The organism is Serratia sp. (in: enterobacteria) (genome assembly GCF_046715635.1).
Classification (GTDB): Bacteria; Pseudomonadota; Gammaproteobacteria; order Enterobacterales; family Enterobacteriaceae; genus Chania.
This window is the reverse complement of the sequence record NZ_JBKJYW010000219.1, coordinates 1-12,067: the sequence shown is the minus strand read 5'-3', so window position 1 is coordinate 12,067 and position 12,067 is coordinate 1. Positions and strand designations below refer to the sequence as shown.

The following is a 12,067-nucleotide window of genomic DNA, read 5'->3' as shown; positions in this document are numbered from 1 at the left end:
ATCGTGCGTGAAATCGAAGAGATCCGCGACAAGGTGCCGGGCTTTACCGGCGTGATTTCCGATCTGGGCGGCCCAACGGCCAATATGTATATGCTACGCTGCACCAACCCGCGAGCGGAACAAACCTGCCGCCGCGCTTCTTGTGTGTATCCGGAAATCTGTACCTATATGGATACCAACCACGAGCCGACCATCAAGCTTTACCGCCGTGCCCGCGAACTGGAAGGGATCAAAAAGATCCTGATCGCCTCTGGGGTGCGTTACGATCTGGCGGTTGAAGATCCTCGATATATCAAGGAACTGGCTACCCACCATGTGGGCGGTTACCTGAAAATTGCTCCGGAACATACCGAAGAAGGGCCATTGTCGAAGATGATGAAGCCGGGTATGGGCAGTTACGATCGTTTCAAACAGCTGTTCGATCAGTACTCCAAGCAGGCGGGTAAAGAGCAGTATCTGATCCCCTATTTCATCTCTTCGCATCCGGGTACCCGTGATGAGGATATGGTGAATCTGGCGCTGTGGCTGAAGAAAAACCGTTTCCGTCTCGATCAGGTACAGAACTTCTACCCGTCGCCGATGGCGAATTCGACCACCATGTATTACAGCGGCAAGAACCCGTTGGGTAAGGTGGGGTATAAGAGCGAAGACGTGTTTATACCGAAGGGCGATCGTCAGCGCCGCCTGCATAAGGCGTTGTTGCGCTATCACGATCCGCTTAACTGGCCGATGATCCGCGCTGCGTTGGAAGAGATGGGGATGAAACACCTGATTGGTGGCCGTCGCGAATGCCTGGTGCCAGCACCGAGCATTGACGAACAGCGCGAGGCCAAGCGCCTGCAGCGGCATACCCGCCCGGCGTTGACCAAGCACACGGACATTACCCGCCAGCGCACGCCGTCCAACAAGCCGCCGCGCAAGCCTATCCGCAACGGTAAGGCCTGATAGAGCAGGGAGCCCAAGTGGCTCCCTCGTACTAGCCCTCTCCCTGAGGGTATAGCTATCTATACATCGCTGAAAAACTCTCAATAGCCGCTGGATCCAAAATTCGTGATTTATCCCCTTATGGGGATACCCCCATCATTATCCCTTGGTGAGGATATTCATTGCTTTATCCCCATTAGAGGATATACTGATAATTATCCTTTAGTGCGGATACCCAGGAGGTCAATGTGATGAATCCACCAAAAATTTATAGCCCGGCCCAACTGGCAAACTATCTAAAACTGGTGCGGCAGAGAAACCATTGGACGCAAAGCGACCTTGCCGGTCGGATTGGTATTAAGCAGGCAACCATTTCCAACTTCGAAAACAACCCCGAAAAAACAACGCTGACTACACTGTTTAAAATATTACAATCACTTGAAATGTTTATGGTTGTATGCGACAAAAATGATATGACGGCCGTCTGTGATAAGGAAAATCAACAGGAGCTTGACTGGTAATGGCAAAGTTGATTACGTGGATGAACAACGAACTTGTCGGTGAACTGACTAAGCAGAAAACCGGTGCCCATACGTTCAGATATGATGATAGCTGGATGCGCAATCCGCGCGCCAGGCCTCTTTCTCTATCGCTGCCTTTAGAGGTAGGCAACATCACATCTGATGCGGTGATTAACTACTTTGATAACCTGTTGCCGGACAACCCAAAGGTTCGGGAGCGAATTGTTAAAAGGTATCACGCCAAATCGACACAACCCTTTGATCTTCTTGCTGAGATAGGAAGAGATAGTGTGGGGGCTGTGACGTTACTTCCGCCAGGGAAAACTGTCACCGAACTGACATTAACGTGGCAGTCACTGGATGAAATCCGACTGGAAACGTTACTCACCGCATACCAATCAGATATTCCGCTTGGTATGATTAATGAAGAAGACGATTTCAGAATATCGGTTGCAGGTGCCCAGGAAAAGACGGCGCTGCTGAAGATTAATGAGGATTGGTGTCTCCCGAGTGGAATGATGCCAACTACCCACATCATTAAGCTGCCGATAGGTGAAATAAAACAGCCTAATGCCACGCTGGATCTGCGTGAGAGTGTTGATAATGAGTATTTATGTCTGGCATTAGCGCGTGAACTTGGATTTGCTGTGCCTGATACCGAGATCATCAGGACTGAGACCATCAGGGCTCTGGCCGTTGAACGGTTTGATCGTCGCTGGGTGAAAAACAGAACCGAGTTGCTTCGCTTGCCGCAAGAAGATCTCTGCCAAGTTTTCGGTCTGCCCTCATCAGTGAAGTATGAATCAGACGGGGGGCCAGGAATTGCCAAGATTATGGATTTTTTGCTCGGTTCCAGTACCGCGTTAAAAGACCGACATGACTTTATGAAATTTCAGGTTTTTCAATGGCTGCTTGGTGCAACGGACGGGCATGCGAAAAATTTCTCCATTTTTATTCAGGCAGGCGGTAGCTTTAGATTAACTCCTTTCTACGACATTATTTCTGCCTTTCCCGTGCTCGGTGGGCAAGGTTTACATATGAGCGATCTTAAGTTGGCAATGAGCCTGAAAGCCAGCAAGGGAAGGAAAAACGAGATTGGCAAGATCTATCCCCGTCACTTTGTGGCGACAGCAAAGGAGGTGAATTTCCCCGCAGAGCAAATGATGGAGATCCTGCATTATTTCGCGGGGAACGTTCCGAGAGCCATCGGTGCGGTAACAAAAACCTTACCTGACGATTTTTCAGCCCATGTCTATCGCTCAATCGTGTCAAATTTGCAGAAATTCCACGGCAGGTTATCAGGGATAGCCTGAGTATTCTGGCTACAAACTGTTATACGCCGCCTCGACCTTCAGCATATAACGCGGTGCCTGTGGTGACGGATGGTACTGACGTACATGCCAGTGAAAGGCTTCCGGCGATAGGCTGTTGATCATGCTGATGGCTTTTTTGCGATCGTTGGAGAAGGTGCGTAACAAGGCTCCCGCGCCGTTGGCATAGGCCACCTCGGTGGCATAGCGGCGGGTCACCGGATCGTCAATCCACTTCAGTTGCTGCTGTTGCAGCGAGCCAATATAGGCTGCGCCCAGATCGATATTGGTTTCGGGATCCAACAGGTCGTCATCATCCGGGCAACCGCGTTTGCCTTTAAAACGGTAGGCATCGCAACCGGCGGTATTCGCCTTGAGCTGCATCAGACCAATCGCATTGGAAGGGCTGACGGCCTTCGGGTTAAAGCCAGACTCTACCTGAATAATGGCGGCGATCAGTTTTTCATCGACATCATACTCGTCGGCCGCGTCTTCGATTTCATCGTCATAGGCGTGAGGATCGTGGCTGGTGCGCTGGTGCTTACTGGAACAGCCCGCCAGCACCAACAGCATTAACACCATGGTCAGGCGCGGCAAAGATAAGAAAGAGAGGGTCATGAAACTCCAAGCTGCTGTGATCGGATCGCTGCGCCATATCATAGCGCCAGCGACCGATAAGATCTTGGGTTAAAAGCCAATTAACGCGATCAAAACTTTAGCTTGCATGAGGCTACCAACAATAAAGCAGCGGGGCCGACAGTACGGCCCCGTTATGTTTACAGAGAGTCCGGATCTGGCCCCAGGCGGTTGCCAATATCCAGCTTGGTGATTTCGCCCAGTTCGTCCTTATCCAGTTTGAAATCAAACACCTCAAAGTTTTCGCGAATGCGCGCTGGCGTGACCGATTTCGGGATCACGACCAGGCCGCTGTCCAGATGCCAGCGCACGACGATCTGTGCTGGCGTCTTGTCGTACTTCTCCGCCAGTTTCTTGATCAGGGGTTGATCGAAGACGCCTTCGCCCCCTTGCGCCAACGGGCTCCAGGATTCGGTGGCGATGTGATGAGTTGCGTTCCAGGCGCGCAGCTGGCGCTGTTGCAGCAGCGGGTGCAGTTCGATCTGGTTGATCACCGGCGCGACGCTGGTTTCATCCAGCAGGCGTTGCAGATGTGGCGTGTGGAAGTTACAGACGCCGATGCTTTTCACCAGCCCTTGTTCCCGCAGTTTGATCAAGCCGCGCCAGGCTTCGACATACTGATCCTGTGCCGGCTTTGGCCAGTGGATCAGATAGAGATCGACGTAATCCAGCTTCAGCTTTTTCAGGCTGGTTTCCAGCGCCGCCTGCGGATCGCCCTGATCGTCGTTCCACAGCTTGGTGGTGATAAACAGTTCTTCACGTGGGATGCTGGTGGATTGCAGTGCGGCACCCACCCCTTCCTCGTTTTTGTAGATGGCGGCGGTATCGATGGAGCGATAACCGACTTCCAGCGCCTTGGTAACGGCCTGGGTGGTTTCTTCAATGCTGGCTTGCCATACGCCGAGACCCAACTGCGGCATCAGATTACCATCGTGGAGTTTGATGATGGGTTGCATGCGCTATCTCCTTATGACTGCTTTCAGGCCAATGCCTGCTTACATGAATTTTAGTTCGCCACCTCAGCGCTTGCCGAGTTTGCGACCTCAAGCGTGCATATCCAGAACGATACGGTAACGGGCTTTACCCGCTTCCAGATGCGCGATGGCATCGTTGACCTTGCTCAGAGGGAAATGCTCCACCTGTGGCTCTATGCCGTGCCGGGCACAGAACGCCAGCATATCGGCCAGACGTGAAGGAGCACCGGTAGGTGAAGCTGAAAGCTCGGCCTGTTTGCTGATAAACGAGAACACCTGAACTGGCACCGGGTCTGGGATCGCGCCAACGAAGTGCAGGCGGCCTTTCGGGGCCAGAGTACCAATGAAGGCATCCCAGTCCAGCGAGGCGCTGGCGCTCACCAGAATAAAGTCGAGCTGATTGGCAATGGCCTGCAACGCGGTGCTGTCATTGCTGGCCACCACGCGGTGGGCACCCAACGAAAGCGCTTCGTCACGTTTGCTGTTGGACGAGGTGAAGGCGGTGACTTCGCAGCCCCAGGCGTGCATAAAGCGGATCGCCATGTGGCCGAGGCCGCCGATACCGACCACGCCAACGCGCTGTGTCGGGCGGACATCATATTGCAGTAGTGGGTTGAACACCGTGATCCCGCCGCAGAACAACGGCCCGGCGCTGGTCACGTCAACGCCTTCCGGCAGCGGGATTGCCCAGGCCCAGTGGCTGCGGATACGATCGGCAAAGCCGCCATGGCGGCCAATAATGGTTGGCTGCACTTCATTACACAGATGCTGATCGCCAGACATACAGGGGTGGCAGTGCATACAGCTGCCGCGATTCCAGCCAACGCCCACCACCTGGCCAATCTTAAGCCCTTTGTTCTGCGCATGGGCACCCAGCTTGGTGACTTTGCCCACCACTTCATGGCCGGGCACGAACGGGTAGTGGGTAATGCCCCATTCATTTTTCAGCATGGACAGGTCGGAGTGGCAGACACCGCAGTAGTCAATGGCAACTTCAATTTCATCGTCGTCTAATGCACCGGCGTCGAAGGTGAAAGGTTCAAGCGGCTGTCCCTCGCCGGGCGCGGCCCAGGCACGAATGTGATTGTCAGAGACGGGACTGGATTGGTTCGCCATAAAATTCTCCCATGGGTTAACGAGACGATGTTATGCGATGCGATCGAAAGCGCGGATAAGGCGCAGAGCCGTGCCCGATGATCGGTCGGACACGGTAAGTGGAAACTAAAGCCTAGCAGGAAACTGTGATGTTGCGTTGAAATCGTGCGCCAGCAATTAGCGTGCCGCTTGATAAATGCGTTGGCTAACTTCCAGCGTAATGTCCCCATGCTCACCCAGTGTGGTCATGCCGTGCTGGTGCAATTTGTCGATCAGCGCAGGGATGGAGCTGCCGTCGAGCTGGTAGTCAGACAGGTGGGTTGGCACACCCATTTGTTCAAAGAAGGCACGAGTGGCGGCAATCGCGCCGTCGATACGGCTTTCTTCGGAACCCTCACGCAGGCCCCAGACGCGATCGGCGTATTGCAGCAATTTTTCGCGCTTCTGGGCTTTTTTCTCTACCAGCAAGGCAGGCAGGACGACGGCCAGGGTTTGCGCATGATCCAGACCGTGCATGGCGGTCAGTTCATGGCCGAGCATATGCGTTGCCCAATCTTGCGGCACACCGGCACCGATCAGGCCGTTCAGCGCCATGGTGGCACTCCACATCACGTTGGCACGTACCGCATAGTTTTCCGGTTCGGCCAGCGCACGTGGGCCATCCTCCAGCAGCGTTAACAGCAGGCCTTCGGCAAAGCGATCCTGCACTTTGGCATCGACCGGGTAAGTCAGGTATTGCTCAATGGTGTGGACAAAGGCGTCCACTACGCCGTTGGCGATTTGGCGCGGTGGCAGTGAATAGGTCACCACCGGATCGAGCACGGCGAACAGAGGCTGCACCAGCGGGGAGAAGAAGTGCTGTTTGTCGCCGCTGCTTTTACGGGTGATCACCGCGCCGCTGTTGGACTCGGAGCCGGTCGCTGGCAAGGTCAGCACACAGCCCATCGGTACTGCGCTGGCGATCTCGCTGCCTACGGTTTTCAGGATATGCCAAGGATCGCGATCGGCCTGGTAGTCGGCCGCTGCCGCGATGAATTTGGTGCCGTCAACCACCGAGCCGCCGCCGACTGCCAGCAGGAAGTCGATCTTTTCTGCCCGCACGACTTCCACCGCTTTCATCAGGGTTTCATAGGTCGGGTTAGGCTCGATACCGGAGAACTCCTGCACGTTGCGGCCAGCCAGAGCGGAATAAACCTGATCCAGTACGCCGTTGTGCTTCACGCTGCCACCGCCGTAGGTGATCAGGATGCGGGCATCTGCCGGGATGTGTTTGCCTAATTCGGCAATCTGGTCTTTACCAAACAGGATTTTGGTTGGGGTATGGAGGATGAAGTTTTGCATAATCGTATTCTCTTTTGTATACCCGTCGTCTTTCAAGCTGCAGCGTTGTTACCTGCACTTAGCTATTCGGCCCATCCGTGGACCTCACCCCTTCGGGGCCGCTGTGTACAGCGTTCAAATCTGTTCCCGACAGATTTGTCACCCCAGTCACTTACTAAAAGTAAGCTCCTGGGGCTGAGATAGCTTGTCGCCTAGCTGCAGCTTGAAATTCATAGGGTATGGGTAAAAAGGAAGCGCCAGAAGCGCAAAAATAACTGGAGTCTATTGTCAATAACCTGGCCCGATCGCACAATGCACATTCCTGTCGGTGTCTTGCCTATTCCTACGCTACACTGTAGAAAATGCATCTTTATGGTTATTATCCATGTCGAATTATTCAGGCGACTAGAGGGGCTTGCTGATGGAGAACGTTGAACTACGCAGCCGTATGGCGCGCCAGGCGATGCGCTTTGCCGCCGCCAAAGGCTATAGCCCAACGCCTGTACCTATGGTGAAGGTGCTGTATACCGACGAATATTGCCCGCGCCAGCCGGTGATGTATGAGCCAGGCATTGTCATCATCTTTCAGGGCCACAAGGTGGGCTACTGTGGCAGCAAGGTGTTTCAGTACGATCCGCGCAATTACCTGCTGATGACGGTATCGCTGCCGTTTGAGTGTGAAACCTTTGCCAGCCCGGAACAGCCGCTGGTGGGGTTGGCGGTCAATATCGACACCCAGATGCTACAGGATCTGCTGATCGATATCGGTGATGACGATTATCTGATGCAGCCTAAGGGGGAAAGCTGTGGCGTTAACCTCTCAGTGCTTAGCGATGAAATGCTGTGTGCCACCGAACGCCTACTGGACGTGATGGAGAAACCGCTGGATGCCCGGGTGCTGGGGCCACAGATAGTGCGCGAGCTGCTTTATTACGTATTGCGTGGCAGTTGCGGTGCTTCGTTGCAGGAACTGGTTAACCGGCATACCCATTTCAGCCAGATCGCCAAGGCACTGCGGCGGATTGAAAACCAGTATGCCGAGAACCTCAACGTCGAACAGTTGGCGTATGAAGTGAACATGAGCGTGTCGGCGTTTCACCATAACTTTAAGGCGGTGACCAACACCTCGCCGCTGCAATATGTGAAGTCGTATCGCCTGCACAAGGCGCGTTTGCTGATGGTGCATGATGGCCTGAAGGCCAGCACGGCGGCGATCCGCGTGGGCTACGAGAGCGCTTCGCAGTTCAGCCGCGAGTTTAAGCGGCTGTTTGGCATTACGCCGAGCGATGAGATCGCCCGGCTGCGGGACAATAGCGCCATCATGCAGGGTTAACGCGTCAGGACGATTTTGCCGAACGGGCCGCGATCGAGGTGATCGAGCGCCGCAGGTAGCTGATCAAAACGGTAACGCTGGTCGATGACGGGTTTGATGCCGTTGGCGTCGACGGCGCGTACTAGATCTTCCAATGCGCGGCGATGGCCGACGGCAATCCCCTGGATCTGTGGCGATTTCAGCAGCAACAGGCCTGCGGGGATGGCGATCTCCGCGCCTTCCAACATGCCGATCACGGAAATACGCCCGTGGATCGCTACTGCGCGCAGGGAGTTGAGCAGATTGCTGCCACCAACGGTTTCGACAATATGATCGATACCGCGATCCTGCGTCAGTTGATAGATCGACTCCACCCAATCCTCTTGCAGACGGTGAATGCCGTGATCGGCCCCTAACGCTTTGGCTCGTAGCAGCTTCTCTTCGCTGCCGGAGGTGATAAAGACCTGCGCCCCGTGGGCTTTGGCAATCTGTAATGCGAACAGGGCAACGCCACCGGTGCCTTGCACCAACACCGATTCCCCGGCACGCAAATGACCGCGTTCTACCAAGGCGAACCAGGCTGTCAGCCCGGCACAGGGCAGGGTACTGGCTTGGGCATCGTCTAATGTGGTAGGTGACGCGCTCAGCCAGGTTTCATCAACCACCACGTATTCAGCCAGCATCCCTTGATAAGTACCACCTGCCGTACGATAAGGCGGAGTGCGGGCGTCACCGTCAGGTTTACCGTCAATCCAGTCCGGGCTAAAGGTAGAGATCACCCGATCGCCAGGGCGAAAACGCGTGCTGGCGCTTCCCACTGCGTCTACCACGCCAGCCATATCCGAGGCAGGGGTAAACGGCAGCGGCAGATCCAATGGCATGGTGCCTTCTATCACCATTTTGTCACGATAGTTCAGCGCTATGGCGTTCACTTTCACCCGTACCTGATGTGGGCCGGGCTGTGGAATGGTACTTTCGGTTAATTGCAGATGCTCACGCCCTACGGCGTTCATTGTCCAACGTTGCATGGTTTCGGTCATGAGGTGCTCCAGATGGGGTGAAGATATCAGGAGATAATAACGTTGATTTAAAATCACCAGTGGCGATAATTTATCCCGGCATTGTTTCTTTAAGGGCTACAAAGGATGAGCGATCGATTAAGCGGCATCTCGGTATTGGTCAGCGTGGTGGAGGCAGGGAGCTTTGCGCTGGCGGCCAACAGGCTGCATCTTTCCCGTTCGGCGGTGGGCAAAACTGTCGCCCGGCTGGAACAACGGCTGGGCGTGCGCCTGTTTCACCGCACCACCCGCAGTCTGAGCTTAACTGACGATGGTGCACTGTTCTATGAGCGTTGTTTGCGTGCGCTGGAGGAGATCCGCGTTGCAGAGAACCTGCTGGAAAGCGGTAAGCGGCAGGTTAGTGGCAGGTTGCGGGTTGCGGTACCGGTGCTGATTGGCCGCCAGTGTATCGCGCCGGTGCTTACTGCGTTGGCGCGTGAGCATCCAGGATTGGAACTTGATCTGTCATTCAGCGATCGGGTGGTGGATTTGGTTGAGGAAGGATTCGATCTGGCGGTGCGTAATGGTCCATTGCCGGACAGCGCCGGGCTGGTGGCGAGAAGGTTAGGGGATAACCGCATGACCCTGTGCGCCTCACCGGATTATCTGGCTCGCTGTGGTACGCCGAGCAGCGTTGAAGAACTGTTCCAGCACGATGCTATCGCTTATCGCCACGCCGCAATGATCCGTAGCTGGTTGATCCCGCAGGCAGACGGAACAACGCGAGAAGTGATGCCGAAGCCCCGCTTGCTAATGGACGATCTGCAGGCGATTGCCGACGCGGCGGTGGCCGGGTTTGGTATTGCCTGGCTGCCATGTTGGCTAATCCGTGAAGCCTTGCAGGAGGGCCGATTGCAGCAGGTGTTGGGGGAAGTACCTGGGAAAGACTTTGAAGTGCATGCCGTCTGGCCGCTTACGCCGCATTTACCCTTGAAAGTGCGGCTGGCGGTGGACGCGCTGGTCAGCCACCTGCCCGTGAGGATGGCGCTATAGCCGCGCCACCCGACTCAGGAGGCGCGTTTTTTACGCCAAATGACCAGCATCACGCCCAGTAGTCCTGTGACCAACAGCACCATCGGTAGGATCATCAGCCCTGCCATCACTTGGTCTTCGTGGCGTTTAACCAGCGGGATTTGGCTAAAGGCATAGCCCAGCGTGACCACCGAGCCTACCCAAAGTAAGCCGCTGAGCCAGTTAAAAATTTGAAAACGGGCACTATTGAGGCCCGAGATACCGGCTATGGTGGGCAACAGGGTACGTACAAACGCCAGAAAACGGCCAATCAGCAGAGCGACCAGGCCGTGACGGTTAAACAACATGTGCGCGCGTTGGTGGTATTGGGCTGGCAGTTGTAGCAACCAGCCTTTCACCACCGAGGTATGGCCAAGCCATCGCCCTTGCAGATAGCTGAGCCAGCAGCCAAGGCTGGCGGCGACCGTCAGGATAATCAGCGTGGGGATAAAGCTCATCACGCCTTTGGCGATCAAGGCACCGGCCAACAGCAGTAAGCTATCTCCGGGCAGGAAGGAAGCGGGCAATAAACCGTTTTCTAAAAACAAGGTGGTAAAAAGGACGGCATAAACCACCCAAATCACGCTGGGATCGGCAAGTGCAGTAAAGTCTTGCGTCCACAGTGCGTGAACAATTTCTCTTAATACATCCATTTTTTATCCTGAGGTGCCTGGGCTGACTGTCTATAGGCTACCGTGCTGTTATAGCCATGCTCACCGGTAAATTCAGGCCGCACACTGCGGTGAGACCCTAGAGCACCATAAGTGTACCGCTATTAGCTTAAGCGGACATTAAACAGAGCGTAGAAAATGTGGCGAAGGCTGTAAAACTCGGAAAAAGTATAGGTGATCGGCGGGATGCTTCACTAAAAACACCGTAAAACCTGATGCCTTCGATACGGTTTTATTCTAGTTATTCCTCAGTAACCGGTTACACCCACCTGGGTGTCTAATAGACGTTTTCCCGCAGTGATGGAGTGAGCTATTCACCCCGATTATGTCCCATTGGGGTAAAAAGCAGCAGTTTGAGTGATGATTTTGTTAGCATTGTGAGGGGGCAATGTTATGCCCAATGACGCGCAAACCCTGATAGTGTCTGGGGTTGTATCATTTTTTGCTCGTCGATGCGTTATTGAGTAAATAATAATGATAACTACTATCAATCCCTGATTGGTTTGATATGATCGCACGCTGAATTCTTCCTTAAATGTTGAAAATGGGTGGAGGCACAGCGTGAAAACGGCTGGCAAAATGACAAATCAAAGTGCTCAGGGCGCAGGCCGTGGGCAATGGGGCGCATTGGGGCGCAGTGTGATCGCCTCACTGGTATTAGTGGTGGGGTTGGCGGGCAACGCTCAGGCGGCACCGGCCACTGCACCCGCAGTTGCTGAAAGCGTTGCTGCGGCAACGACACCGGCCGCACCAGCAGCGGTAACCCCAGTGGCGGGTACCCCGGACAATATCACCCCGGTTAATCCTGAACCGACTATCCAACCGCCAGAAACGCGTGGCATGGACCTTTCCGTCTGGGGCATGTATCAGCACGCCGATATCGTGGTGAAAATCGTGATGATTGGCCTGGTGCTGGCGTCTATCGTCACCTGGACCATTCTGTTTGCCAAAGGCAGCGAGCTGTTTCGTTCCAAACGCCGTTTGCGCCGTGAGCAATTGGCGCTGGCCGATGTGCGTTCACTGGATGATGCCTCCGAACTGGCACAAAGCTTCTCGGACGAGAGCATCAGTGCGGTGCTGCTACAAGACGCGCAGAACGAGCTGGAGCTGTCGGCAGCCTCTAACGACAACAACGGCATTAAAGAGCGTACCGGTTTCCGTCTGGAACGCCGCGTAGCGGCCTACGGGCGTCAACTGGGGCGCGGCAATGGCTTCCTGGCTACCATCGGCGCCAT

Annotated in this window: 12 protein-coding genes; 6 read left to right on the top strand and 6 right to left on the bottom strand. The window is 54.8% G+C overall.

Annotated features, from left to right (window positions below):
* The 3 genes from ACLQ7H_RS11035 to ACLQ7H_RS11025 form a co-directional block, all read left to right on the top strand.
* Positions 1 to 945, top strand: a 945-nt coding sequence (locus tag ACLQ7H_RS11035) for a DUF3362 domain-containing protein (protein ID WP_411752701.1), incomplete at its 5' end; no start/stop codon positions are given.
* Between the two features lie 230 nt (positions 946 to 1,175).
* Positions 1,176 to 1,445 carry a type II toxin-antitoxin system antitoxin HipB gene (hipB, locus tag ACLQ7H_RS11030; protein WP_411752700.1) on the top strand — a complete coding sequence of 90 codons (270 nt, stop codon included), beginning with the start codon at positions 1,176 to 1,178 and terminating at the stop codon, positions 1,443 to 1,445.
* Positions 1,445 to 2,758 carry a type II toxin-antitoxin system HipA family toxin gene (locus ACLQ7H_RS11025; protein ID WP_411752699.1) on the top strand — a complete coding sequence of 438 codons (1,314 nt, stop codon included), beginning with the start codon at positions 1,445 to 1,447 and terminating at the stop codon, positions 2,756 to 2,758. Before hipB ends, ACLQ7H_RS11025 begins: the two co-directional genes overlap by 1 nt.
* A 9-nt stretch (positions 2,759 to 2,767) precedes the next feature.
* On the opposite strand, the gene ACLQ7H_RS11020 is transcribed toward ACLQ7H_RS11025, so the two are convergent.
* The 4 genes from ACLQ7H_RS11020 to yqhD all read right to left on the bottom strand — a co-directional run bounded on the left by ACLQ7H_RS11020 (position 2,768) and on the right by yqhD (position 6,801).
* A complete protein-coding gene (locus tag ACLQ7H_RS11020; protein WP_411752698.1) occupies positions 2,768 to 3,373 on the bottom strand; it encodes a transglycosylase SLT domain-containing protein in 606 nt (201 codons plus the stop codon).
* A gap of 158 nt (positions 3,374 to 3,531) precedes the next feature.
* Positions 3,532 to 4,347, bottom strand: a complete 816-nt coding sequence (dkgA, locus tag ACLQ7H_RS11015; protein ID WP_411752697.1) for a 2,5-didehydrogluconate reductase DkgA — start codon at positions 4,345 to 4,347, stop codon at positions 3,532 to 3,534.
* Positions 4,348 to 4,434: 87 nt separating this feature from the next.
* A complete protein-coding gene (gene ahr, locus ACLQ7H_RS11010; RefSeq protein ID WP_411752696.1) occupies positions 4,435 to 5,481 on the bottom strand; it encodes an NADPH-dependent aldehyde reductase Ahr in 1,047 nt (348 codons plus the stop codon).
* 156 nt (positions 5,482 to 5,637) lie between these two features.
* The gene (gene yqhD, locus ACLQ7H_RS11005; protein ID WP_411752695.1) at positions 5,638 to 6,801 is read right to left on the bottom strand and encodes an alcohol dehydrogenase; all 1,164 of its coding nucleotides are present in this window, start codon (positions 6,799 to 6,801) and stop codon (positions 5,638 to 5,640) included.
* Positions 6,802 to 7,228: 427 nt separating this feature from the next.
* Between yqhD and ACLQ7H_RS11000 the strand changes: the two genes are divergently transcribed.
* Positions 7,229 to 8,113: an AraC family transcriptional regulator gene (locus ACLQ7H_RS11000; RefSeq protein ID WP_411752702.1), complete on the top strand. Its 885-nt coding sequence runs from the start codon at positions 7,229 to 7,231 to the stop codon at positions 8,111 to 8,113.
* Here ACLQ7H_RS11000 and ACLQ7H_RS10995 read toward each other — a convergent pair.
* Entirely contained in the window at positions 8,110 to 9,132 is a 1,023-nt protein-coding gene (locus tag ACLQ7H_RS10995) for a zinc-dependent alcohol dehydrogenase family protein (protein WP_411752694.1), read from the bottom strand. The two genes, ACLQ7H_RS11000 and ACLQ7H_RS10995, sit on opposite strands and share 4 nt — an antisense overlap.
* 105 nt (positions 9,133 to 9,237) lie before the next feature.
* Between ACLQ7H_RS10995 and ACLQ7H_RS10990 the strand changes: the two genes are divergently transcribed.
* Positions 9,238 to 10,143 (top strand): LysR substrate-binding domain-containing protein, encoded by a 906-nt coding sequence (locus ACLQ7H_RS10990; protein WP_411752693.1) that lies wholly within the window; start codon positions 9,238 to 9,240, stop codon positions 10,141 to 10,143.
* A 14-nt stretch (positions 10,144 to 10,157) separates the two neighbouring features.
* On the opposite strand, the gene ACLQ7H_RS10985 is transcribed toward ACLQ7H_RS10990, so the two are convergent.
* Positions 10,158 to 10,814: a DedA family protein gene (locus tag ACLQ7H_RS10985; protein WP_411752692.1), complete on the bottom strand. Its 657-nt coding sequence runs from the start codon at positions 10,812 to 10,814 to the stop codon at positions 10,158 to 10,160.
* Positions 10,815 to 11,393: 579 nt separating this feature from the next.
* Between ACLQ7H_RS10985 and ACLQ7H_RS10980 the strand changes: the two genes are divergently transcribed.
* Positions 11,394 to 12,067: flagellar motor protein MotA (locus ACLQ7H_RS10980; RefSeq protein ID WP_411752691.1), on the top strand; the 674-nt coding region annotated here is incomplete at its 3' end.

Excerpts from the sequence above, each read along its gene's own strand:
- hipB (WP_411752700.1), top strand. The coding sequence starts at position 1,176 with ATGAATCCACCAAAAATTTATAGCCCGGCCCAACTGGCAAACTATCTA.
- ACLQ7H_RS11025 (WP_411752699.1), top strand. The coding sequence starts at position 1,445 with ATGGCAAAGTTGATTACGTGGATGAACAACGAACTTGTCGGTGAACTG.
- ACLQ7H_RS11020 (WP_411752698.1), bottom strand. The coding sequence starts at position 3,373 with ATGACCCTCTCTTTCTTATCTTTGCCGCGCCTGACCATGGTGTTAATG.
- dkgA (WP_411752697.1), bottom strand. The coding sequence starts at position 4,347 with ATGCAACCCATCATCAAACTCCACGATGGTAATCTGATGCCGCAGTTG.
- ahr (WP_411752696.1), bottom strand. The coding sequence starts at position 5,481 with ATGGCGAACCAATCCAGTCCCGTCTCTGACAATCACATTCGTGCCTGG.
- yqhD (WP_411752695.1), bottom strand. The coding sequence starts at position 6,801 with ATGCAAAACTTCATCCTCCATACCCCAACCAAAATCCTGTTTGGTAAA.
- ACLQ7H_RS11000 (WP_411752702.1), top strand. The coding sequence starts at position 7,229 with ATGGCGCGCCAGGCGATGCGCTTTGCCGCCGCCAAAGGCTATAGCCCA.
- ACLQ7H_RS10995 (WP_411752694.1), bottom strand. The coding sequence starts at position 9,132 with ATGACCGAAACCATGCAACGTTGGACAATGAACGCCGTAGGGCGTGAG.
- ACLQ7H_RS10990 (WP_411752693.1), top strand. The coding sequence starts at position 9,238 with ATGAGCGATCGATTAAGCGGCATCTCGGTATTGGTCAGCGTGGTGGAG.
- ACLQ7H_RS10985 (WP_411752692.1), bottom strand. The coding sequence starts at position 10,814 with ATGGATGTATTAAGAGAAATTGTTCACGCACTGTGGACGCAAGACTTT.